Below are 23,753 nucleotides of genomic sequence, written 5' to 3' on the forward strand. Positions count from 1 at the left end.
GATGGCGCCTCACCCCTGAGCCTCCATCACCGCAGCTTGACGTTCGATCCGTCGAAGGCCCTACCGCCTTCCCGGCTCTCCATTCAACTAGCTGACGCGGCAGTCACTTCAGACATGCGTGACGGTCGCAATCGACGTTTGTACGATACTAGCGAGCATGTATCCGCTGCGCAATGCGCACCGACATGACCTTCGGCAGGGTTGCCACGCCTATGCCGACAACTGCGCGGAGGCCCACACCGGCAAGCTCGCCAGTATCGCTGGCAACGCGGGCGCATCCACGCCACCGCCTTGCGCCATGTCGGGACGGCCACCGCCCTTGCCGTCGATCTGCTTCGCCACGTGCGACACCACATCGCCAGCCTTGATGCGGCCCAGCGCGCGGCCGTGCACGCCGGCGATCAGCGACACGCGGCCATCCGCCGCGCCCGCCAGCAGGATCACGCAGTCACCCAGCTGTTGCTTCAGCTGATCCACGCTGTCGCGCAGCGCCTTGGCATCCAACCCTTCCAGCCGTGCGGCGACGATCTTGATGCCGCCGGCGTCGTGCGCGCTGCCAGCCAGCTCCGCGGTGGCGTTGCCGGCGGCCTTGGCACGCAGCGATTCCAGTTCGCGCTCCAGCTTCTTCTGCCTGTCGAACACCTGGCGCAGCTTCTCGATGGCGTCGTCGCCGCTGCTGGAGAGCAGGTGCGACAGTTCGCCGAGGCGGCGCTCCTCGTCGGCCACGAAGGCCAGCGCCCCCGTGCCAGTGACCGCCTCGATGCGGCGCACGCCAGAGGCCACACCGGACTCGGCCACGATCTTGAACAGGCCGATGTCGCCGGTGCGGCTCACGTGGGTGCCGCCGCACAGCTCGGTGGAGAACTCGCCCATCTTCAGCACGCGCACTTCGTCGCCGTACTTCTCGCCGAACAGCGCCATCGCACCGAAGGCGATGGCGTCGTCGTAGCCCATGTGGCGCACTTCGGCGGCGGTGTTGCGGCGCACCTCGGCATTGACCAGCGACTCCACCTCGGCGAGTTCATCGCGACTCAGAGGCTTATGGTGGGCGAAGTCGAAGCGCAGGCGCTCCGGCGCCACCAGCGAGCCCTTCTGCGTGACGTGGGTGCCCAGCACCTTGCGCAGCGCGGCGTGCAACAGATGGGTGGCGGAATGGTTGAGCACGATGGCCTGGCGGCGCGCAGTGTCCACCTGCGCATCCACCGCGTCGCCGGTCTTGAGCGGCTGCGCTCCACGCCAGGTGCCAGCATGGCCGAAGAACACACCACCCATCTTCAGCGTGTCAGCCACCTCGAAACGGCCGGCGCCGCTGGACAGCGTGCCGGTGTCGCCCACCTGTCCACCGGATTCGGCGTAGAACGGCGTGTGGTCGAGTATCACGAAACCCTGCTCGCCCTCGGCGAGCTGCCCGACCTGGCGGCCGTCGCGCACGATGCCCAGCACCTTGCAGCCCTGCGCGGCCAGCGCCTCGTAGCCTAGGAAGGCCGTAGGTGCAAGCTGGCTGGCGAGTTCCGCTGGCATCTGGCCCTTGGCTTCGAACTTGCCCGCGGCACGGGCGCGCTCGCGCTGCTCGTTCATCGCCTGCTCGAAGCCTTCCATGTCCACCGCGAGGCCGCGCTCGCGCGCGATGTCGGCCGTGAGGTCGACCGGGAAACCGTAAGTGTCATAGAGGCGGAACGCGTCGGCGCCGGCGATGGTCTTGCCGGAAGACTTTGCCGTGACCTCGTCGAACACGCGCATGCCGTGCTCCAGCGTCTCGCCGAAGCGCTGTTCCTCGGTACGCAGCGCGTCTTCCACGAAGGCCTGCTTGGCCTTCAACTCGGGATAGGCCTCGCCCATCTCCTCGACCAGCGGCCGCACCATCTTCCAGAAGAAGTCGCCGCGCACGCCCAGCATCCAGCCGTGGCGCAGCGCGCGACGGATGATGCGGCGGAGCACGTAGCCGCGGCCCTCGTTCGACGGCAGCACGCCGTCCACGATCAGGAACGAGCAGGCGCGCACGTGGTCGGCAATCACGCGCAGCGACTGGTTGGCCAGATCCTTCGTGCCGGTGAGTTCCGCAGCCACCTTGATGAGGTGCTGGAACAGGTCGATCTCGTAGTTGGAATGCACGTGCTGCAGCACGGCGGCGAGGCGCTCCAGGCCCATGCCGGTGTCCACGCAGGGCGCGGGCAGCGGCGACAGCGTGCCGTCGGGCGCACGGTCGAACTGCATGAACACCAGGTTCCAGATCTCGATGTAGCGGTCGCCGTCCTCATCGGGCGAGCCTGGCGGGCCGCCGGCCACGTCCGCGCCGTGGTCGTAGAAGATCTCGGTGCAGGGGCCGCAGGGGCCGGTGTCGGCCATCTGCCAGAAGTTGTCGGAGGCGAACGGTGCGCCCTTGTTGTCGCCGATGCGCACGATGCGTTCGGCCGGCACGCCGACTTCCTTGTGCCAGATGTCGTAGGCCTCGTCGTCGGTGTGGTAGACGGTGACCCACAGCTTTTCGGCCGGCAGCTTCAGCACCTGGGTGAGCAGTTCCCACGCCCAGGTGATCGCCTCGCGCTTGAAGTAGTCGCCGAACGACCAGTTGCCCAGCATCTCGAAGAAGGTGTGGTGGCGTGCGGTGTAGCCCACGGCATCCAGGTCGTTGTGCTTGCCGCCCGCGCGCAGGCAGCGCTGCACGTCGGCGGCGCGCACGTAGGGCAGCTTCTCGCTGCCCAGGAACACGTTCTTGAACGGCACCATGCCCGAGTTGGTGAACAGCAGCGTGGGATCGCTGGACGGCACCAGCGAGGCGGAAGGCACGATGGTGTGGCCCTTCGCGCGGAAGAAGTCGAGGAAGGTCGAGCGGATGTCGGCGGTTTTCATTCGTGGCGGCGATGGCTGCGGGAGGCACGCCGCTACTCCGCCGCGATCAACTTTCCTCGTCGGCCTCGTCCACTTCGGCGTGGGTCGCATATCTTACCGTGGCTGCGGCAAAACCGCGGCGCAGGAGGAATTGCGCCCGTTTGCCCTGCTCGGCGCGATCCGCAGCGGGCTTGCCGCCATAGCGACGGCGCAACTGGTTGGCGGCATGGGCCTGCCAATCAACCTCGGCCTCGTCGAGCAACTGGCGGATCGCGGCGTCCGCGAGACCGTGGGTTTTCAGCTCCATGCGTATGCGCGCAGGGCCATAACCCTGCGCGGCGCGGTTGCGCAGCAGCATGGCGGCGAAGCGCTCGTCGTCCTGGTAGCGCTGTTCGCCGAGCCTGGCCAGCGCCACATCGGACTCTTCGCCAGCGTAGCCGCCCTGGTCGAGCTTGCGGCGGAGTTCGCGCTTCGACTGCTCCCGGCGCGCCAGCAGGCCCAGCGCCTTGTCGTAGGCGCTGGGTCGGGACTTGTCAGGATGGTCGTGTCGCTTCATAGCCGCGACTTACCCTTCCCCGCCCCTCCCCTGCACGCAGGAGAGGGAACCGGGAAGAAGCAGCATTACGCTCCTTCCATCGCCTCGGCGGCCAACGGCAAGCCGCTGCCACCGGCGCTCACCAGCAGGCGGGCGCGCAGCTCGGCGTCGATCTCGTTGGCGATGGCGGGGTTGTCGCGCAGGAACTGGCGCACGTTCTCCTTGCCCTGGCCGATGCGGTCGCCCTTGTAGCTGTACCAGGCGCCGGACTTGTCGATCAGGTTCTGCGCCACGCCCAACTCGATGATCTCGCCTTCGCGCGAGGAGCCCTCGCCGTAGAGGATCTCGAACTCGGCCTGGCGGAACGGCGGCGCCACCTTGTTCTTCACCACCTTGACGCGGGTTTCGGAGCCGATCACCTCGTCGCCCTTCTTCACCGCGCCGATGCGGCGGATGTCCAGGCGCACCGAGGCGTAGAACTTCAGCGCGTTGCCGCCGGTGGTGGTTTCCGGGCTGCCGAACATCACGCCGATCTTCATGCGGATCTGGTTGATGAAGATCACCAGGCAATTCGACTTCTTGATGTTGGCGGTGAGCTTGCGCAGCGCCTGGCTCATCAGGCGGGCGTGCAGGCCCACGTGGGAGTCGCCCATCTCGCCTTCGATTTCGGCCTTGGGCGTGAGCGCGGCGACCGAGTCGACCACCACCACGTCCACGGCGCCAGAACGCACCAGCATGTCGGCGATTTCCAGCGCCTGCTCGCCGGTGTCGGGCTGGGAGACCAGCAGGTCATCCACGTTCACGCCCAGCTTGGCGGCATAGGTGGGATCGAGCGCGTGCTCGGCGTCGACGAAGGCCGCGGTGCCGCCGTTCTTCTGGCAGTTGGCGATCACCTGCAGGGTGAGCGTGGTCTTGCCCGAGGATTCCGGGCCGTAGATCTCGACCACGCGGCCACGCGGCAGCCCGCCCACGCCCAGCGCGATGTCCAGGCCCAGCGAACCGGTGGATACGGTGTCGATCGCGTCGTTGGTGCGATCGCCCATGCGCATCACGGCACCCTTGCCGAACTGCTTTTCGATCTGGCCGAGGGCCGAGGCGAGCGCCTTGCGCTTGTTGTCATCCATCGTCTTGGTTCCGGTTGGGCTGTGAATGGGACACATGATGGCCGCATTGCGTCTCACGGACTGCGATCACGGCGAATCCGCAGTATCCCACACCGGTCAAGCCGGCCAGCCGGCCCGGAGCGCGTCATTCCGTCAGGGTTTTCCGCAAGCCCACGAGCGCGGCGGCCACGGTCTGCCGGCGCACCGCCTCGCGGTCGCCGGCGAAATGGAACAGCTGTGCGTGGGCGTAGCCGCCGCGGCGCTTCCAGGCGATCCATACGGTGCCCACCGGCTTGTCCGGCGTGCCGCCGCCGGGGCCTGCGATGCCGGTGACCGCCACCGCCACGCCCGCACCGAAGCGCGCCAGCGCGCCGGAAACCATTTCAAGCGCGATCTCCTCGCTCACCGCACCGACGCGCTCCAGGATGCGCGGATCGACACCCAGCAGCGCCTGCTTGGCCTCGTAGCTGTAGGCCACCACGCCGGCGTCGAACCAGGCCGAACTGCCCGGCAGGTCGGTGAGGGTTTTGGCGACCCAGCCGCCGGTGCAGGACTCCGCGGTGACCAGCATCAGCCGCTGGCGCAGCGTCTCGTCCGCCACCGTTTGCGCCAGTTCGCACAACTCGGCATCGGTAGGAACAGACGACGACTCCATGCGAGACTCCCGATCTTCAAGGCCGGCACGTTAACGCGGATCGGCCGCCCTGTTCCACCCACGCGCAGCTACGCATGAGCCAAGACGATCTTTCCCTGCATACCCCCTTGATGCGCCAGTACCTCACGGCCAAGGCGGCTCATCCCGATGTGCTGCTGTTCTTTCGCATGGGTGATTTCTACGAGCTGTTCTACGACGACGCGCGCAAGGCGGCTCGGCTGCTCGACATCACGCTGACCCAGCGCGGGCAGTCGGCGGGCGCGCCGATCCCGATGGCGGGCGTGCCCTATCACGCGGTCGAGAACTACCTGGCGAAGCTGGTGCGGTTGGGCGAATCGGTGGCGATCTGCGAGCAGATCGGCGACCCGGCGCTGGCCAAGGGCATCGTCGAGCGCAAGGTGGTGCGCGTGGTCACGCCCGGCACGGTGACCGACGCCGCGCTGCTGGAGGAGCGCCGCGACAACCTGCTGCTGGCGATCAGTGCCGGTGCGAAAGACGGCTACGGCCTCGCCTGGGTGGATCTCTCCAGTGGCCGCTTCCTGCTCAGCGAGGTGCCGCATGCGGAAGCACTCGCCGCTGAGCTCGCGCGCCTGCAGCCGGCGGAAACGCTGGTGGACGAAAGCGTAGCCTGGCCGAAACTGGTCGCCAGCCTGCCCGGCCTGCGCAAGCGGCCGCCGTGGCATTTCGAGAGCGACGCCGCGCGGCGCGAACTCAACCGTTTCTTCGGCACGCGCGACCTTTCCGGTTTCGGCGTGGACAAGCTGCCGCTGGCCATCGGCGCGGCCGGCTGCCTGCTCGGCTACGTCGAGGAAACCCAGAAGAGTGCGCTGCCGCACCTGAGCGGCATGGCAGTGGAATCGGCCAGCGAAACCATCGCGCTGGATGCCGCCACCCGCCGCAACCTCGAACTGGACACCCACCCCAGCGGCCGCACCGAACACACCCTGCTCGGCGTGCTGGACGAAACCGTGACGCCGATGGGCGCGCGCCTGCTGCGCCGCTGGCTGAACCGGCCGCTGCGCTCGCGCGAGGTGCTGCGCGCACGCCATCAGGCCATCGGTGCGCTGATCGACAACCGCCACCACGAGGCCTTGCGCGAGCAGTTGCGCGGCATCGGCGACCTGGAGCGCATCCTGGCGCGGGTGGCGCTGCGCTCGGCGCGGCCACGCGATCTCTCCACGCTGCGTGATGGCCTGCTCGCCGCGCCGGAGCTGCGAGAAAAAATCGCGGAACTCGACAGCCCGCTGCTGCATGCCCTCGTCAACCGCATCGGTGACCACGCCGAAACCGCCGCCCTGCTCCGGCGCGCCATCGTCGAACAGCCGCCGGTGCTGCAACGCGACGGCGGAGTCATCAACGACGGCTACGACGCCGAACTGGACGAACTGCGCCGCCTGTCCACCCACGCCGACCAGTACCTGGTCGAGCTGGAGGAACGCGAGAAGGCCGCCAGCGGCATCCCCACGCTGAAGGTGGGCTACAACCGAGTGCACGGCTACTACATCGAAATCAGCAAGGCGCAATCGGACAAGGCGCCCACGCACTACACCCGCCGCCAGACCACCAAGAACGCCGAGCGCTACATCACCGAGGAACTGAAACAGTTCGAGGACAAGGTGCTCAGCGCCAAGGAACGTTCGCTGATGCGCGAACGCGCGCTGTACGAGGCACTGCTCGACACGCTGACCGAAAAGCTGGAACCGCTGAAGCAGGCCGCCGCCGCCATCGCCGAACTCGACGTGCTTGCCACGCTGGCCGAACGCGCCGGGACGCTGGACTGGACGGCGCCGGAACTCGCCGACGAACCCGGCATCGCCATCGAACGCGGCCGCCACCCGGTGGTGGAAAAGGTGCGCGAGGAACCGTTCGAGCCGAACGACCTGCGACTGGCCGACGGCCGCCGCATGCTGGTGATCACCGGCCCCAACATGGGCGGCAAGAGCACCTACATGCGGCAGAACGCGCTGATCGTTCTGCTTGCCCACATCGGCAGCTACGTGCCAGCGAGCCGCGCGGCGATCGGCCCGGTCGACCGCATCTTCACCCGCATCGGCGCAGGCGACGACCTCTCGCGCGGCCAGTCCACCTTCATGGTGGAGATGAGCGAGACCGCCAACATCCTGCACAACGCCACCGCGCACAGCCTGGTGCTGATGGACGAGGTGGGCCGCGGCACCAGCACCTACGATGGCCTCGCGCTGGCACGCGCGGCGGCGGTGCACCTGGCCACCGCCAGCCGCGCGTTCACGCTGTTCGCCACGCACTACTTCGAGCTGACCGAACTCGCCGGTGAGTTCGCCGGCATCGCCAACGTGCACCTGGACGCCGTCGAGTACGGCGAGCAACTGGTGTTCATGCACGCGGTGAAGGACGGCCCGGCCAACCGCAGCTTCGGCCTGCAGGTCGCGGCGCTGGCCGGCCTGCCGAAGGCGGTGATCGCCGACGCGCGGCGCACGCTGGCGGAGCTGGAACGCGGCATGCACACACACGCCAGCGCGCCGGCACCCGCCGCCGCCTCGCCGCAACTCGGGCTGTTCGCCCCACCCGCGCCCTCGGCAGTGGAGCATGCGCTGGATGCCATCGACCCCGACGCACTGACGCCGCGCGACGCGCTGGAAGCGCTCTACCGGCTCAAGCAGTTACGCTGAAGATCCGCTCGTCATCCCGGAGAAGGCCCACAACTGTCCGGAATAATTTTGAACATTCGTGGCCGCGGTCTTTCTCGTCATTCCGGCGCAGGCCGGAATCCAGTGGCCGTGCGGCCTGAGCGAACATGGTCGCTACTGGATCCCGGCCTTCGCCGGGATGACAGTCTGGATAGGTGGTCGTTATCGGAAATGAAGTCGCCTTCTCGCCATGTTTCGTGCAAGCGGCGCGGGCCTTCATCCTTCGACACCATCCCCAGATTATTCCGGACAGCAGTGGGAGAAGGCCGGGATCCAGTGTCTGCAGACCATTGAATGCAAAGACACTGGATTCCTGCCTTCGCAGGAATGACGAACAAAAAGCCGTTTGACCGAGCGCCCTTGAACCAGCACATCGACACCTCTCCGTAACGGCCCATCCGGCACACTCCGGGCTTCGCGCCTGTCGATAGCCAGGCACTATCGCAAGCATTGGAACATTCAAATTCCATGAATGGCCGAAGCTGCGTAGATTGATCCTGGCCACCCCACGCCCAAGGAGAAAGTCCATGTCCGCCGAAGCGAAGTGCCCCTTCCACCACACCATCACCGGCACCACCAACCGCGACTGGTGGCCGAACCAGTTGCGGCTCGACCTGCTGGGCCAGCATTCCGAGAAATCCAACCCCCTGGGCGGAAAGTTCAGCTACCGCGAGGAGTTCGGGAAACTCGACTACGCCGCGCTGAAGAAGGATCTGCTGGCGCTGATGACCGATTCGCAGGACTGGTGGCCCGCCGACGGCGGCAGCTACGCCGGCCTGATGATACGCATGGCCTGGCACAGCGCCGGCACCTACCGCGTCGGCGATGGCCGCGGCGGCGCGGGGCGCGGGCAGCAGCGCTTCGCGCCGCTCAACTCGTGGCCGGACAACGTCGGCCTCGACAAGGCGCGCCGCCTGCTGTGGCCGATCAAGCAGAAATACGGGCAGCGGATTTCCTGGGCCGACCTGATCGTGCTGGCCGGCAACGTGGCGCTGGAATCCAGCGGTTTCCGCACCTTCGGCTTCGCCGCGGGCCGCGAGGACGTTTGGGAACCCGACCTCGACGTGTCCTGGGGCAACGAAACCGAATGGCTGGCCGCAAGCAGCACGCCGGACAGCCGCTACTCGCACGGCAAGCCCGGCGAGCGCACGCTGGACAACCCGCTGGCGGCCGTGCAGATGGGCCTGATCTACGTGAACCCGGAAGGCCCGGACGGCAATCCCGACCCGCTCGCCGCCGCGCACGACATCCGCGAGACCTTCGCGCGCATGGCGATGGACGACGAGGAAACCGTGGCGCTGATCGCCGGCGGCCACACCCTCGGCAAGACCCACGGCGCCGCGCCGGCCAGCCACGTCGGCGACGTGCCGGAAGCCGCGTCGCTGGAGCAGCAGGGCCTGGGCTGGGCCAGCACGTTCGCCAGCGGCAAGGGCAAGGATGCGATCGGTTCCGGCCTGGAAGTCACCTGGACGCGCACGCCGTCGCAATGGAGCAACGACTTCTTCAAGTTCCTGTTCGACTTCGAGTGGGAGCTGGAAAAGAGTCCTGCCGGTGCGCACCAGTGGGTGGCCAAGGGCGCCGACGCGATCATCCCCGGCCCTTCGGCCGACTCGCCGAAGCGCCGGCCGACCATGCTCACCACCGACCTGTCGCTGCGTTTCGACCCGGCCTACGAAAAAATCTCGCGCCGCTTCCGCGACGACCCGCAGGCCTTCGCCAACGCCTATGCGCGGGCGTGGTTCAAGCTCACCCATCGCGACCTGGGGCCCAAGGCGCGCTACCTGGGCCCGGAAGTGCCGCAGGAAGACCTGCTCTGGCAGGATCCGCTGCCCAAGGCCATCCACCACCCCAGTGCCGCCGACATCGCCGACCTCAAGACCAGGATCACCGCCTCGGGTTTGAGCGTGTCGCAACTGGTTTCGCTGGCCTGGGCCTCGGCCTCCACCTTCCGCGGCGGCGACAAGCGCGGCGGCGCCAACGGCGCGCGCATCCGGCTGGCCCCGCAGAAGGACTGGGCGGTCAACGCGCTGGCCGTCCAGGCGCTGCCGAAGCTGGAGGAGATCCAGCGGGCCTCGGGCAAGGCCTCGCTGGCCGACGTGATCGTGCTGGCCGGCGGCGTGGGTATCGAGATGGCGGCGAAGGCCGCGGGCATCGCCATCGAGGTGCCGTTCTCGCCGTGCCGCGTCGACGCCAGCGCGGAGCAGACCGACGTCGAATCCTTCGGCTACCTGGAACCTTTCGCCGACGGCTTCCGCAACTACCTCAAGGCGAAGTCGGACATCCCCGCCGAACACCTGCTGGTCGACAAGGCGCAACGGCTCACCCTGACCGCACCGGAGATGACCGCGCTGATCGGCGGCCTGCGCGTGCTGGGCGCCAACCACGACGGCAGCGCGCACGGCGTGTTCACCGAGCGGCCCGGCGTGCTCAGCAACGATTTCTTCGTCAACCTGCTGGACATGACCACCGAGTGGAAGCCGGCCGGCGAGCTGTTCGAAGGCCGCGACCGCAAGACCGGCGCGCCGAAGTACACCGGCACCCGCGTCGACCTGGTGTTCGGCTCGAACTCGGTGCTGCGCGCGCTGGCCGAGGTCTACGCCAGCGCCGACGGCAAGGAGAAGTTCGTGCGCGACTTCGTGGCGGCCTGGGCCAAGGTGATGAACCTCGACCGCTTCGACCTGAAGTGATCTTTGCGATCGTCCCTGATCGCAAGAATCAAGCGGACAGCCATCCATGGCTGCACTTCCCAACGAAAACCCTTCCCCTCGAGGGGAAGGGTTGAGTGGAGGCAGTGAGGAAGTAGCGACAGGCTCTTACTGATCGTCCGGTTTCGGCGGCAGCACATGTGCCTCGTCCGGCATCGCGATATCGGGGATCGCATCCCATTCCGCCTGGCTCACGCCTTGCGGCAGCACGGGATCCTCGTGCGTGGTGCGCGCCGGCAGCCGGCCGGCCATCACCAGTTGGCGGATGCGCTCGAACACTTCCTCGCGGCCGAACGGCTTCTTCATGAAGTCGTCGGCGCCGTAGCGCTTCACGTAGAACTGCTCGGTGGCCTGCACGTTGCCGCTGATCATCACGATGGGCACGTGCTGCGTGGCGGTCTCGTGCCGCAGGGTGCGCAGCACCTCGAAGCCGGACATGCCAGGCATCACGATGTCGAGGAAGACCAGGCCCGGCGGCTCCTCGCGCGCCATCGTCAGCGCGCTTTCGCCGTCGGCCGCCTTGAGCACCTCGTAGCCGTCCTGCCCAAGCATCTTGCCCAGCACGGCGCGGATGGTCGCCGAATCGTCCACCACCAGCACCCGCGTGCTGGCTGCCGCTCGCACGCGCGGCTCGCTGTGGCGGCGATCGCCGCCCACCAGACGCTTGATCAAACCGAAACCGGCCATCTCCCTGCCCCTACCCCGATACCGACATCTGCGAAGTTTCCGCGCCGGCGCCGGCATGCGCAAGCGGACAGATACGCGCCGCCATACCAGCCCAGCGCGTTGCGGGGAGGCGATGAGCCGGCTTTCAGGCCGCCATGCCCGGCAGCACCGCGGGCACGATCACCAGATCCGGCGCCGCCACGGGCAGTTCGGTTGGCCGCGCGGCCAGCCGGCCGGCGCGCACCAGCATGTCAATGCTGGCCGTCACCTCGGCGCGGCCGAACGGCTTCTTCATGAAATCGTCGGCGCCATAGCGCTGCACGTAGAACTGCTCGGTGGCCTGCTGGTTACCGCTGATCATCACGATGGGCACGTGCGCGGTGCGCGGATCGTGGCGCAGCGCGCGCAGCACGGCAAAGCCGTTGATGCCCGGCAGCACGATGTCGAGGAAGATCAGTTCGGGCGGCTCGGCCTTGGCCAGCTCCAGCGCATGTTCGCCGTCGGCCGCCTTCTGCACCGCGTAGCCGTCCTGCTCCAGCATGCGGCCCAGCACGGCGCAGATCGTGGGCGAGTCGTCCACTACCAGCATGCGCGTGCCGGCCGGCGCCTGCCGCCGGATCTCCAGCCGCTGCGCCGACGCTTCGGCGCCACCCAGCCAACGCTTGAAGAAACCCATGCCGTTCATTGCAATGCTCCCTTGCCGTCGCGCGGGGATTGCCCCCGACGTTGTCGCGCATGGTGCGGCAGAACCGCCGCGCAATCTGCGATGCACTGCTCAGGGACGGCTCAAAAGGCTCCCGGATCGTCCTTCAAGCGACGCAGTTCACGGCGCGCGTGCTTGTCCGGCCGCTGGCGCGGCGCCTGCACGCCGACCAGCCGGCGCTGCTCGCGCCATGCCTCGCGCGCCAGCCGGCTGGCCTCGCTCTCGCGATACAGCGCCTGTGCCGTGCTGGCCGGGCCGCGCTTGTCGGACAGCGCCAACACCTCGACCTCCAGCCTTTCCTCGCCGCGGCCGATCTTCAGCATGTCGCCCGCGTGCAGCGCCCTGGCCGGCTTGCAGCCCGCGCCGTTGACCTCGACCTTGCCGCCGTCGATGGCCTGCTTGGCGAGGCTGCGCGTCTTGAAGAAGCGCGCGGCCCACAGCCAGACGTCGGCGCGCACTTCGGTGGGATCGTTGCTGTGCGGATGGTTCATCGCTGGCATTATCGCCACATCCCTCATGGAGCTTTGTCATGGATTACATCGCCAAGCACCTCTTGGATCTTGGCTTGTGCTGTCTCGCGGCCTGTTACTTGATCGTGCGTTGGCGCAACCGCGCCTCCACCGCACAGCGGCCTGAACTACGCCCTGAAATCCGGAACGCCGAGATCGAAGCCGAGCTGCGCGCCGGGCGTTACGTCGAGGCGCTCCGCCTCTATCGTCAGCGCGACGGCTCCAGCCTCGTGCAGGCTCGAGCGGCAGTCGACGACATGGCACGGCGTCTCGGCGTCATGTCCTGACATTCACATCCCCAGCAACCAGTTACCAAGGGGCACGGTGAGCAAGGACAGCACGATGCCCGCGCCGAGCACGGTGTTCGCCAGCTCGGGATCGAGCTCGTACTCGTCGGCAAGGATGGCCGCGGACACCATCGGCGCCATCGCCGCCTGCAGCACACCGGCGGTAAGCGTGAGCCCGCCCACGCCCGCCGCCACGCCCAGCACCCAGCACAGCGCCGGCGCCAGCAGCAGCTTCCAGCCCAGGCCGCAGGCCGCCGCGCCCAGTTGGCGCCCACCCAGGCGCAGGCGGAACTGCAGGCCCACCGAGAACAGCGCCAGTGGCGTCAGCGTGGCGCCCAGCGGATGGAACACGCCGTCCAGCACCTCCGGCCAGCCGCCCAGCGCGCCGACCAGCAGGCCCGCCGCCAGGGCGATGAAGGCGGGAAAGGTGAGGATGCGCCGCACGATCAGGCGCGGGTTGGGCGTGCGTCCCGCATATACGCAGGCCACCACCACGCCCATCGAGGCCAGCAGCGGAAAGCAGCCTAGTTGGTCGGCCACCACGGCCAGCGCCAGGCCCGCCTGTCCGTGCAGCGCCTGCAGCATCGGATAGCCCATGAACGAGGTATTGCCCAGCCCGCACACCAGCACCAGCGCGCCGACGCGCCCGCGCGACCAGCCCAGCCGCCGCCCCAGCCACGCGAACAGCAGCCATGCGCCGAAGAAGGTGAGCCACATCGCGGCCACCGGAAACCACAGCTGCGCATCGAGCTTCAGCGTGGGGATCAGTTCCAGCACCAGCGCCGGCAGGGCGATGTTGAGCACCCACCAGTTCAGGCCGTGCACGATGCCGGCCGGCGGTTGCGCATGGCGGCGCACCAGCATGCCCAACACCAGGCAGACGAACAACAGCAGCAAGGCACTCATCGGGAACGTTTCACGGAAACCAGCGGGCATTAGATGCGATCCGGCCCGCCGCCGGAAGCCTGCACGGCCTGCGCGGGCATGCGAGAATGCCTCGTTCCCGCCGCATGCAAGCACGATGAGTTCCAGACCCTACGATTTTCGCCAGTTCCAGGCCGAGCTGGCCGCGCTCGAGCAGACCAGGCCCGAACCGAAGCCGGAAACGCCTTCCGAACCAAAGCAAGCCAGGCCGCTTGGCAAGCGGGCCGCCGAAGCCGCGCGCATCGCCCGCGCCCGCGAGGAATTCCTCGCACTGCGCGAACGTCATCAGCTCAGCGTGGCCGATGTGGTGGCCTTCTTTCCCGAGGAAGAAGGCATCGCTTACCTGCAGCAGTTGCTGGCGGCGTCGGAAAGGAAACCTCGGCGGCGCAAGAGCGCGGCAGGCGAGCCGGCCGCGGCGATTGACCTCGCAATGGGCACGAAGTAGCGCTATTTGGTAGCAGATGCCCCAAGCGGCAAACCTTAAGCTTCGATAGGGTGAGCCATGACTTGGCGCACGGCGAGAAGTGCAGCAGGAAGCGGCCATCCGTGTTGCTTACTTTGACTTCCGCGCCCGGGAACGCGTCCGCGACGGCCGCATCGAGCGCGCGCGCATCGCCGATTTCGAGGATCGTCTGCCACGCGGCGGCAACGTCGCGGCCATCGTGGCTCAGCACCGGCGTGCGCGTGGCGAGCTGCGGCAGGCGCGCGGGCGAATCCGCATCCGAACGGAAATGGTCGTAGAAGCGCCAGCCGCGGATCGTCTCGCGCAGGCTCAATACCTCGGGCGCACCCTGCGGGTCAGCGATCTGGCCGAACACGCTCTCGAACGGGTCGAGGTGCTGATGCACCACGCACCAGCTGCGCCCATCGCGCACGCGCGCCATGTTGCCGTTGCGATCCACCAGGGTATTGGCACCACGCAGGAACGGGCCGCTCCAGATCGCCTCGCGTTTGATCTGCGGATCGAACGCGAACGCGCTGGACGAGGGCTCCGGATAGCCGAGATCAACCGCGTAGCCGAACTCCTCGCTCGCGAAGCCGAGGCAAAGCCGCACCGACTCCTGCCGCGGCCCGCCCTGCACCGGCACCTCGCCGCGCCGCATCGCGCGGCTGATCGTCTCCGGCCCCGCCCACAGCGCCGAGCCGAGGCCACCCTCGCGCGCCAGCGCCGGCACGATCCCCGCCTGCGCCGATTCGGCGAGCAAGCGCAGTGCGCGATACAGATTCGACTTGCCGCTGCCGTTCGCGCCGACGACGAGATTGAGCCGTCCCAGCGGCACGATCAGTTCGCGCAACGAGCGGTAGTTCGCAACGGCAAGCGTCGTCAGCATGGGGCGACTCCTTCGCTCGGGCCAGCGGCCACTTTAAAACGGTGCATGGATCACGGCCAGAACAGGATCAGGCGCCACCATCGCGAACATCCACGCGAACCCGTCCCCACCTCACGTGCGAGCGGGTCACGAAGCGAAGCCGGCCCCGGTTTTGCGGGGCTGGACTGGACGATTGCGCTTCGGTGAGCATAAGGAACCGATGCCCACCCCTCTCACCCCGTCCGAAGAACTGCTGCAACTGCTGCCCGACGCGGTGGTGCAAACGGACGCGCGGTGGATCATCACCTATCTGAATCCGGCCTGGCACAGGCTCACGGGTCATCCGGTGGAGGGTGCGCTCGGCCGATCTTTGCTCGACTTCGTGCATCCCGACGACACCGGAGCCTTGCGCGCAGGCATGCCGGTGTTCCGCTTGCGCTTCGCCGACTCGGATCATCGCTGGATGCGCCTGCAGCTGCAACCGAAGACCGACGCCGCGGATCGCGTGATCAGTCGCCAGGGCGTGCTGATCGAGATCACCGAGATCGGCGAGCAGGTATTGATGGAGGATCGCCAGCGCTTCCTGCGGCTGCTGGAAACCATCGACGGCGTGGTGTGGGAGGCTGAGCTTGGCGTAGGCAATACCTTCCTCAGCCCGCAGGTGGAGCGCCTGTTCGGCTACTCGGTGGAAGAGTGGCGGGCCGACCCCGGTTTCTGGCGGGCACACGTGCACCCCGACGACCTGGCGGAAGCCCTGGTCATCGACGACGCCGCCTACTACGCCACGCACAGTTATGCGTACGAGATGAGTTACCGGCTGATCGCCAAATCCGGCAAGGTCGTCTGGGTGCGCGACCTGTGCCGCGTGGATGTCGAGCCGGGCCGCCCGAATCGCATGATCGGCCTGATGATCGACGTGACCGAGCAGAAAGGTACCGAACTCGAACTGGTGCAGTCCGACAACCGCTATGCGCTCGCCACCCGCGGCTCCAATGACGGCATCTGGGATTGGAACCTGCAGACGGGCGTGCTGCATGTGTCGCAGCGCTTCAACGAGATCGTCGGGCTGGGCGACGCCGGCCACCTGCATGAAGACGGCTGGCAATTTCTGCAGCTGCTCATCGACCCCGACGACCTTGAACGCGTCGAGACGGCCTACCGCAGGCGCCTGTCGGGCCACCACCCGAACTTCTCCGTGGATTTCCGCGCCCGCCATGGTTCGGGGCGGCTGGTGTGGCTCAATTGGCGCGGGATCGCCCAATTCGAAAACGGCACCGCCGTGCGCATGGCCGGGTCGCTCAGCGACCTGGCGGAACGCGGCAGCTCCTACGACGCCTTGACCAACCTGCCCGGCCGACCGCTGTTCCGCGACCGCCTCGAACACGCCATCGCGCTGCACCAGGACGGCACTTCGAAAAGCGGCGACACGCCATCGCAAGCGGACACCACCACGTTCGCCGTGCTGCTGCTGGATCTCGACCGGTTCAAGGCCGTCAACGACACCCTTGGACACCATGCGGGCGACCAACTGTTGCAGCAGGTAGCGCGCCGGCTGGAATCCTGCGTGCGACCCATCGATCTGGTCGCCCGCATGAGCGGCGACGAGTTCAACGTGCTGCTGGAGTCCATCGATCCCGCGGGCGCCGCAGACCGCGCCCGGCAGATGGCGACCGCCCTTGCGGCCCCCTACCGGATCGGCCCGCACACCGTGACCTGCGGCGCAAGCATCGGGGTGGTCAGCAGCCAGTCCGGCTTCGCGACCACCGACGACTACCTGCGCGCCGCGGATGCGGCGATGTACCAGGCCAAGAGCCAGGCGTTGGGCGTGTGCGTTTTTTCGGGGGATGGGGACACGAACTGACTGGGTCAGGTTCGCTTCCTAGCTTAGGATGGCGTCTACGGAACCGGCAGAAGTCCAGACTTCCGCGAAAGGATCAGGAAGGCGGCCGCTAGAAACGCAATCAAGGCACTTAGCTCCGCCGCCTTCAGGCAGAGCATGGGAAGTATGCGGTACCAGTGGATGGATGCACCGAAAACCGCGAGCGAAAGCGCTGGGACTACCTTGAGATACCAGGCAATCCATCTTTTCGGAAACAGCAAAGCAACCATGGCCGGCATCAACAGGGCATCGGCTGTCATGCCGACCTCGAGAAAGTGCAGACCCATGTGAAAACACCTTGCTTCTGGCCCGGAGTCACAAAAAACGTTCGCGGTCACAAAGAGCCCCAAGCCGAACAAGGTGGCTAGTCGCACCGACCACAAGCACGCTGCAAGCAGGCCGAAGCGAGCAACCTGCGCCCAAGTTTCCCGAAAGCGGACTCGATCCTTGGACTGTAAAGCGGCAGCCACCACCTTTTGCTCGATCCGGCTCCACGCGACCGAAAGCGAGGGTCTCGTCTTTATCGAAAACGGGTGCGCCTCGGCCGTCTCATCAACTCGTAGTTCGACGATCCCACCTACGCTATTGGGTTCCAATGCTTCCACGGTGTAGCCGCGATCCGCTAGAACCTCCAGCAATGCGGCCTTGGCTTCCGGCAACAACCCGCCGCTGCGGTAACGAGCCAACAGGATGCGCGTGTCCATTGTTCGATAATGATAAAAAAAATCCTGAGTCTGCCCAGTCACAGGGAAATCCCTCCGTAGATGCTTCTGACACCGCGAGAAAATGCACTCTGCCCCCCCTGTTTCGCACTGTTGCTTACTTAAAAACCATTATTCGCGTTCGCCAATGCACGCCTGTTATTTATCCAGTGCTGCGTTACCGCGTTATTGCCTTTGGATGTATTGCAAGAATCACAAGCCACCACCAAGTTCGCCGGGTCGTTGCACCCGACCCAGACTTCTATAGCGCGAGCATTTGGCAAGGTGAGGCTATTCGTCACGGTCAGCGAATAATCCGCCCAAGGGATTACATGATCTATATGGCAACGCGCAATTGGGTACTCCCAATTGCAATAGTGGCAGGTATACCATGCAGGAACTCCGTTGTCAGCAGGAGCGTTTGCGTATACGTGTTGAATTATTGCTTGATCAAAACCAATACGGGCTCCGTGTGGATGCCAGGCTCCAAACGTAAACCCATTGAATGGATCAAAGCCCCCTATCGCACCACCATAGACGATATTGCAGACTCGATTACGCGCAAGAATACCTGCTGGTGACCATGCCATGTCAATCTCCTATTCAGGAAAACTCCAAATCAAACGGGATCAAGCTCACTTCCGAGTACGGGATAAGTGAACCTGACCCCGTTTTGGTGGGATAAGTGAATCTGACCCCATTTTGGCCCCGCCACTCATCATTCCTCACTACGAATCTGTTTTCACTAAATTTGAAGAATCAGCCACCAGCTCCAATCGGCGCCGAATCATTTCAGAATGCATAAATTTCACCACCTCGACCAATTGAGCATGATCGTCCCGCGAGTCGTATTCAATAGCATATAATTTGCGCAACGATTTATTTATATCGATCAGCTCCTGATCAATCGGGCCGCCTTGCAAAATATAATGAGGGCGACCATTCGGAAAACGAAAAGCATATTGCTCAACAAGCGATGAAACCGCCGGATCACTCATTGAAAAACCAACAAATAAAACAGTGTGAGTTACTAACAAAGTCCTAAGAAATTCACCATATATCCAGTTTTCGAATGCCTTGGCTATATACTCAGACTTTGTAAAAATAAATGTCTCTGGATCATCAATAGATCCGTGCATTTTAACAAGATACCGACCATCATCACGCAACATCTTAAATGCGTCAGCACTCAATTTATTTATTATTCTAGGGTAATGCGTCGAATTACCCTGCTCAATCGCAGCCTCGATAAGCTTATCAAAATTTGTAGTAACAATTATTCGTTGATCTAAATCTACAATTGCATTATGCAACAACGATGGATCAGCAATCTGCCCAAATTCTTTATGGAGGAGGTTACTCCACATATCAGACAGACCCCGCCTAAGCACCTCACATGCAAGAAGATAATCCTGGCTCTTGAGTAATTTATCCACGAGACTCTTTGCCTTAGCATCTGGCAAAAAATCTGCACATCCTTCCAGAAAAGCACCCCATTGCTTGATACGCACTCCCGCCTTCGTCACTGCACTCGCGGATACTCCGGATCCGAGAAAGAGAACAACACGCCGCTTCGCTAAATCGTCAATTAGATCAGCATTGATCTGAAAGGATGACATTACTACGCACCTTTCAGAAGATTGTCGATAAACGCCTCAGATATAGCCGTATAAATACTACGTGCCTGCTTACGCATACTGGCGTAACTACCAACCGCAGTTACATTGATCATCGGAACATGGAGCGTCTGTGATTTCGGCGCCAAGCTAGCTAGATGCTTGATATCCCCCAAATGAGGCTGAATTTTCTTACTTAAGAAAATCTCGCCGAGCCGCGAATTAATCTCATCAGGTATTTTTGAACTTATCGCATTATAAGCCTCAACAATTCTGCGACTACCCGACTCACTTCGCTCTTTGTGCTGCTGCGTAACATACCCCAAGAATTTCAGTCTAGTCGCGCGCAAAACATCCAACTCAGATGGATCTTCCGCGAGCCTAAGACCGGTAGCAATATCTCTACTCCATATTCTTATAGCCTCACTTATATTCTGAATAGCCCATAGAGAAAATATATCGATCGACATAGGCACTACAAAATAGTTTGCGGAGAGCAAAAGCGCCCTATTAATAGCACCCAGAGATGGGCCCATATCAAAAAATACAAAATCGTACTTATCTGCCTTTTTAATTAGATCTGAAAATACAAAAGTAGTCCTAAGGCCACGAGTCCCTCCTGACCTGGCATCCCTCCAATCCTGCGCCAATAGATCTTCCTTCAAAGCTAGACGAGGATCACCAAGAACAAGATCAAATCCAAATTTAGAAATATTTCTAATCGGCAAACTACTTGTATACCCTTTTCCTACCGAAAGAGGGTGAATGACGCTATAAATGCTTTCCGCAGCCCCTTCGTTCTTATACGCATCCAAGAAATCATCTTCGCTTAATACATACTGAGTGAGGTTGCATTGAGGATCGGCATCGACAACAAGAACGCGCGCACCGCAATTCAAGCCGAGTTGAGCCGCCAAATTAGCAACCAGACTAGTTTTCCCAACACCGCCTTTATTATTAAAGAAACACACCGATTTTACGAACGGAGCAGCCTCACGAAGTTGGTTGATTTTGCTTACCAAGCCGCTATCGACAGTGGCCTTCTGTTTACGAACTCGTTTCGTAACACCCTTGACTGCGGACTTCATAGAGTTCGAAGAGTCCATATTTGTCATACGTCGCTTTGGAGTTTTGATCGGCATAGCATTTCTCTCACTGGCCAGGACAGAACGAACATCTCTCGACAAATATCAAACCATCGGCAACTTCAACCCCTGCTCCCTCGCACACTCCACCGCCATCTCATACCCCGCATCCGCATGCCGTATCACCCCGATACCCGGATCGTTCCACAACACTCGCGCAATCCGCTTGTCCGCCTCGGCGCTGCCGTCGCACACGATCACCACGCCGGAGTGCTGGCTGTAGCCCATGCCAACGCCGCCGCCGTGATGCAGGGACACCCAGGTCGCTCCACCGGCGGTATTGAGCAACGCATTGAGCAACGGCCAGTCGGACACGGCGTCGCTGCCATCCTTCATCGCCTCGGTTTCACGGTTTGGTGAAGCGACAGAGCCGGAGTCGAGGTGGTCGCGGCCGATCACCACCGGCGCCTTCAGCTCGCCGTTGCGCACCATCTCGTTGAACGCGAGGCCGAGCTTGTGCCGCTGGCCCAGGCCCACCCAGCAGATGCGCGCCGGCAGGCCCTGGAAGCTGATGCGGCTCTTGGCCATGTCCAGCCAGTTGTGCAGGTGCTGGTCGTCGGGGATCAGCTCCTTCACCTTCTGGTCGGTCTTGTAGATGTCCTCCGGGTCGCCGGACAGCGCCACCCAGCGGAACGGGCCCACGCCGCGGCAGAACAACGGGCGCACGTAGGCGGGCACGAAGCCGGGGAAGGCGAAGGCGTTGGCGCAGCCTTCGTCCTTGGCCATCTGGCGGATGTTGTTGCCGTAGTCGAAGGTGGGGATGCCCTGCGCGTGGAAGGCGAGCATGGCTTCCACGTGCTTTTTCATGGACTGCTTGGCGGCCTTGGCAGTGCCGGCGGGGTCGCTCTTGCGGCGCTCGGCCCACTGCTCCAGCGTCCAGCCCTGCGGCAGGTAGCCGTTGACGGGATCGTGCGCGCTGGTCTGGTCGGTGACTGCGTCGGGCTTCACGCCGCGGCGCACGAGTTCGGGCAGCACGTCGGCGGCGTTGCCCAGCAGCGCGATGGATTTGGCCTGGCCGGCGGCGGTGTACTTGGCGATGCGCGCCAGCGCGTCGTCGAGGTCGCTGGCCTGCTCGTCCACGTAGCGGGTCTTGAGGCGGAAGTCGATGCGGCTCTGCTGGCATTCGATATTGAGGCTGCACGCGCCGGCGAGGCTGGCGGCCAGCGGCTGCGCGCCGCCCATGCCGCCCAGGCCGGCGGTGAGGATCCATCGCCCTTTCAACGAACCGCCGTAGCTCTGCCGGCCCATCTCCACGAACGTTTCGTAGGTGCCCTGCACGATGCCCTGCGAGCCGATGTAGATCCACGAGCCGGCCGTCATCTGGCCGTACATCATCAGGCCCTTCTTATCGAGCTCGTTGAAGTGCTCCCAGTTCGCCCAGGCCGGCACCAGGTTGGAGTTCGCGATCAGCACGCGCGGCGCGTCCTTGTGCGTGGGGAACACGCCCACCGGCTTGCCGGACTGCACCAGCAGGGTCTCGTCGTCGCCCAGCTCGCGCAGGCTGCGCAGGATGGCGTCGAAGCACTCCCAGTTGCGCGCGGCGCGGCCGATGCCGCCGTACACCACCAGCTCCGCCGGGTTCTCCGCCACCTCGGGGTCGAGGTTGTTCTGCAGCATGCGGAACGGCGCCTCGGTGAGCCAGCTCTTGCAGCTCAGCTCGGTGCCGCGCGGCGCGCGGATGGTGCGGGTGGTGTCGATGCGGGTGGGGGCGTTCATGGGCGCAAACTCTTGGTGGGACAGTCCATCGAGTATAGGCGAGGCGAAACGTGCCGGCAGGCGGCTGGCAGCGGCTACCGGCCCGACCCGTCGGCCTGGTTGCTTTTTGACACCTGTTCGGCCGGCGCCTTCGCCTTGGCAAGCACTTCGCGGATGTGGGCGATCTGCCATTGCATGGAGGGGTCATGGCCGAAGTGCTCGACGAAGTACCGATACGTGTCGTCCAGGCCGGCGCGCGGTTGCGACTCCTGGATGGTTGCCCGCATCACCCATCCCGCCGGACTGCCCGGATATTTGCGGATGATGCGATCGGTGATGTCCCAGGCTTTGTCCCACTCGTGGGTCTGGTCGATGTAGAGACTTCCCAGCGGCCCGAGCACATCGATGTCGTCGGGATCCATGGCCAGCGCGTGTTCGAGATCCTCCTCGGCATGCCGCGTGTCCATCAGCGACCGGTAGACGTTGCCGCGCAGCAGGTAGTTGCGGGCATCGTGCGGATTGTCCGCAATGAGCCGGTTGGCGTCGTCGAGCGCCATCCGGGGTTCACCCACGTAGGCGAGGTCGGTATCGCGCTGCCGGCGCGTGCCCAAGGCGCCCGGCTGAAAGCGCAGCGCCTCCGACAGGTAGATCACCGCCAGTTCGGGATGCCCGTTTTCGCTGGCCGCCTTGCCGGCGCTGGAAAGCAGGGCCGTGCTGGCCACGTTGTCGAACACCGTGGGATAAGCCGGCCAACTGGCCGATGACCGGCAATTGCACACGTCGTAGCGGTAAGCCGGTTCCGCGGAGAGCAGGATCGCCAGCAGCGGATTCCGCTTCACGTGCGCCTGCGCCTGCCGGGCGACGCGATCCATGGCTTCCAACGAGCCGCCCCAGCGAGGCTCCTCCACGGAACTCAACGTGCCGTAGATCGAGTAGTTGTCCGGCGCCACCGCGAGGCCGCGCTGAACGGCACGGCGGGTGTAGCTGCCTCCCAAGCTCAGCGAACCGGCGCGCATCATCGCGACGTACGTCGGCGTGACCTGGGGATTCAGGGCCAGCGCGCGCTCCAGATCGGAGTCGGCCTCCATCAGCAGGCGGTTCATGGCGTCGATGTTGCTTTGCGGCGTATCGTTTATATAGGCTCCGCCGCGCGCCTTCCATGCCATTGCCACATACGCCGAACCGCTTGCGGCAAAGGCGAACGCACTGTCGGGCGATGCGCGCTTCCAGGCATCCAGCGTCTGGCGAACATCGAACGATCCATTATCGAACGCACTGAAGTACGTGTGATCCAGCAGGCCGCGCGATTCGGGGCGGGTGCGCTGCGCCTGCAGGGCTTGCGCCAGCCGGCTATCCAGCTCGGCGGCGTGCCCGCTCTGGATGAGTTCCTGTGCCTCGTGGAACGAGATCGTCTTCTGCAGGTAGTAATGGCAATAGGCCTCTACCGTTGCCGGCGACCAGTGGCTGCGCGGCGGATCGGGATAATCAAGGCAGCGCTGCAGCGGGTCGGCCACAGCCTCGGCGGCCCGAACCTTGTCGAGAAAGGCATGCACCTCGGCGGGCGTGAAACCGCTTCGGCTCAGGGCAGGCACACGGCGTGCATGCTGCCTTGCCAGTTGCGGCCTGCCGTCCAGAGGCACGGCAAACAGCGACATCGCCTTGGTAATGGACCAACCGTATTCCCCGATACCCAGCAGGATCAGCGCAATGATCAGCAGGATGCGTCCACGCGTCGACATGAGCCGCCTCACTCCCTGGGCACGATGGCGCCGACAGTAGCACCGCCGTACACCGGCTGTCAGCGGCGGGCATCGGCATCGATGCG

General features: G+C 64.5%; 18 protein-coding genes. 4 read left to right on the forward strand and 14 right to left on the reverse strand.

From position 1 onward, the window contains the following. Positions 1-210: 210 nt before the first annotated feature. The 4 genes from alaS to ACZ5Z2_RS11925 form a co-directional block, all read right to left on the reverse strand. Positions 211-2,850 (reverse strand): alanine--tRNA ligase, encoded by a 2,640-nt coding sequence (alaS, locus tag ACZ5Z2_RS11910; protein ID WP_464758800.1) that lies wholly within the window; start codon positions 2,848-2,850, stop codon positions 211-213. Positions 2,851-2,896: 46 nt separating this feature from the next. Next, a complete protein-coding gene (locus ACZ5Z2_RS11915; protein WP_464758801.1) occupies positions 2,897-3,385 on the reverse strand; it encodes a regulatory protein RecX in 489 nt (162 codons plus the stop codon). 65 nt (positions 3,386-3,450) lie between these two features. Then, the gene (gene recA, locus ACZ5Z2_RS11920; RefSeq protein WP_464758803.1) at positions 3,451-4,488 is read right to left on the reverse strand and encodes a recombinase RecA; all 1,038 of its coding nucleotides are present in this window, start codon (positions 4,486-4,488) and stop codon (positions 3,451-3,453) included. Between the two features lie 124 nt (positions 4,489-4,612). Beyond that, a complete protein-coding gene (locus tag ACZ5Z2_RS11925) occupies positions 4,613-5,122 on the reverse strand; it encodes a CinA family protein (protein ID WP_464758804.1) in 510 nt (169 codons plus the stop codon). Positions 5,123-5,196: 74 nt separating this feature from the next. Between ACZ5Z2_RS11925 and mutS the strand changes: the two genes are divergently transcribed. Both mutS and katG read left to right on the forward strand, forming a co-directional pair. After that, the gene (gene mutS / locus ACZ5Z2_RS11930) at positions 5,197-7,770 is read left to right on the forward strand and encodes a DNA mismatch repair protein MutS (protein ID WP_464758805.1); all 2,574 of its coding nucleotides are present in this window, start codon (positions 5,197-5,199) and stop codon (positions 7,768-7,770) included. Positions 7,771-8,315: 545 nt separating this feature from the next. Continuing rightward, positions 8,316-10,475, forward strand: coding sequence for a catalase/peroxidase HPI (gene katG, locus ACZ5Z2_RS11935; RefSeq protein ID WP_464758806.1), 2,160 nt, complete (start codon positions 8,316-8,318; stop codon positions 10,473-10,475). Positions 10,476-10,601: 126 nt separating this feature from the next. Here katG and ACZ5Z2_RS11940 read toward each other — a convergent pair whose 3' ends face one another. From ACZ5Z2_RS11940 to ACZ5Z2_RS11950, 3 genes are all read right to left on the reverse strand, one after another. After that, positions 10,602-11,180, reverse strand: a complete 579-nt coding sequence (locus tag ACZ5Z2_RS11940; protein WP_464758808.1) for a response regulator — start codon at positions 11,178-11,180, stop codon at positions 10,602-10,604. Positions 11,181-11,304: 124 nt separating this feature from the next. Next, positions 11,305-11,844: a response regulator gene (locus tag ACZ5Z2_RS11945; protein WP_464758809.1), complete on the reverse strand. Its 540-nt coding sequence runs from the start codon at positions 11,842-11,844 to the stop codon at positions 11,305-11,307. 101 nt (positions 11,845-11,945) lie between these two features. Continuing rightward, on the reverse strand, positions 11,946-12,353 hold the full coding sequence (locus ACZ5Z2_RS11950; protein WP_464758810.1) for an RNA-binding S4 domain-containing protein: 408 nt from the start codon (positions 12,351-12,353) through the stop codon (positions 11,946-11,948). A gap of 38 nt (positions 12,354-12,391) precedes the next feature. Between ACZ5Z2_RS11950 and ACZ5Z2_RS11955 the strand changes: the two genes are divergently transcribed. Beyond that, complete coding sequence (locus ACZ5Z2_RS11955) at positions 12,392-12,658, forward strand: hypothetical protein (protein ID WP_464758811.1); 267 nt, start codon at positions 12,392-12,394, stop codon at positions 12,656-12,658. Positions 12,659-12,661: 3 nt separating this feature from the next. On the opposite strand, the gene ACZ5Z2_RS11960 is transcribed toward ACZ5Z2_RS11955, so the two are convergent. Together ACZ5Z2_RS11960 and ACZ5Z2_RS11965 are read right to left on the reverse strand one after the other, a co-directional pair. After that, positions 12,662-13,564, reverse strand: coding sequence for an AEC family transporter (locus ACZ5Z2_RS11960; protein WP_464758812.1), 903 nt, complete (start codon positions 13,562-13,564; stop codon positions 12,662-12,664). Between the two features lie 308 nt (positions 13,565-13,872). Next, the gene (locus ACZ5Z2_RS11965; RefSeq protein ID WP_464758813.1) at positions 13,873-14,913 is read right to left on the reverse strand and encodes an AAA family ATPase; all 1,041 of its coding nucleotides are present in this window, start codon (positions 14,911-14,913) and stop codon (positions 13,873-13,875) included. 199 nt (positions 14,914-15,112) lie between these two features. Here ACZ5Z2_RS11965 and ACZ5Z2_RS11970 point away from each other — a divergent pair, with 199 nt between their 5' ends. After that, a complete protein-coding gene (locus ACZ5Z2_RS11970; RefSeq protein WP_464758814.1) occupies positions 15,113-16,753 on the forward strand; it encodes a diguanylate cyclase domain-containing protein in 1,641 nt (546 codons plus the stop codon). 35 nt (positions 16,754-16,788) lie between these two features. On the opposite strand, the gene ACZ5Z2_RS11975 is transcribed toward ACZ5Z2_RS11970, so the two are convergent. From ACZ5Z2_RS11975 to ACZ5Z2_RS11995, 5 genes are all read right to left on the reverse strand, one after another. Beyond that, entirely contained in the window at positions 16,789-17,517 is a 729-nt protein-coding gene (locus ACZ5Z2_RS11975; protein ID WP_464758815.1) for a hypothetical protein, read from the reverse strand. Positions 17,518-18,200: 683 nt separating this feature from the next. After that, positions 18,201-19,091 carry an SIR2 family protein gene (locus ACZ5Z2_RS11980; RefSeq protein ID WP_464758816.1) on the reverse strand — a complete coding sequence of 297 codons (891 nt, stop codon included), beginning with the start codon at positions 19,089-19,091 and terminating at the stop codon, positions 18,201-18,203. A 2-nt stretch (positions 19,092-19,093) separates the two neighbouring features. After that, positions 19,094-20,176 carry a ParA family protein gene (locus tag ACZ5Z2_RS11985; protein ID WP_464758817.1) on the reverse strand — a complete coding sequence of 361 codons (1,083 nt, stop codon included), beginning with the start codon at positions 20,174-20,176 and terminating at the stop codon, positions 19,094-19,096. Positions 20,177-20,278: 102 nt separating this feature from the next. Next, entirely contained in the window at positions 20,279-21,949 is a 1,671-nt protein-coding gene (hutU, locus tag ACZ5Z2_RS11990) for a urocanate hydratase (protein WP_464758818.1), read from the reverse strand. Between the two features lie 74 nt (positions 21,950-22,023). Beyond that, positions 22,024-23,679 (reverse strand): tetratricopeptide repeat protein, encoded by a 1,656-nt coding sequence (locus ACZ5Z2_RS11995; protein WP_464758819.1) that lies wholly within the window; start codon positions 23,677-23,679, stop codon positions 22,024-22,026. Positions 23,680-23,753 lie beyond the last annotated feature (74 nt).

It is taken from the genome of Rhodanobacter sp. G1, assembly GCF_055397855.1.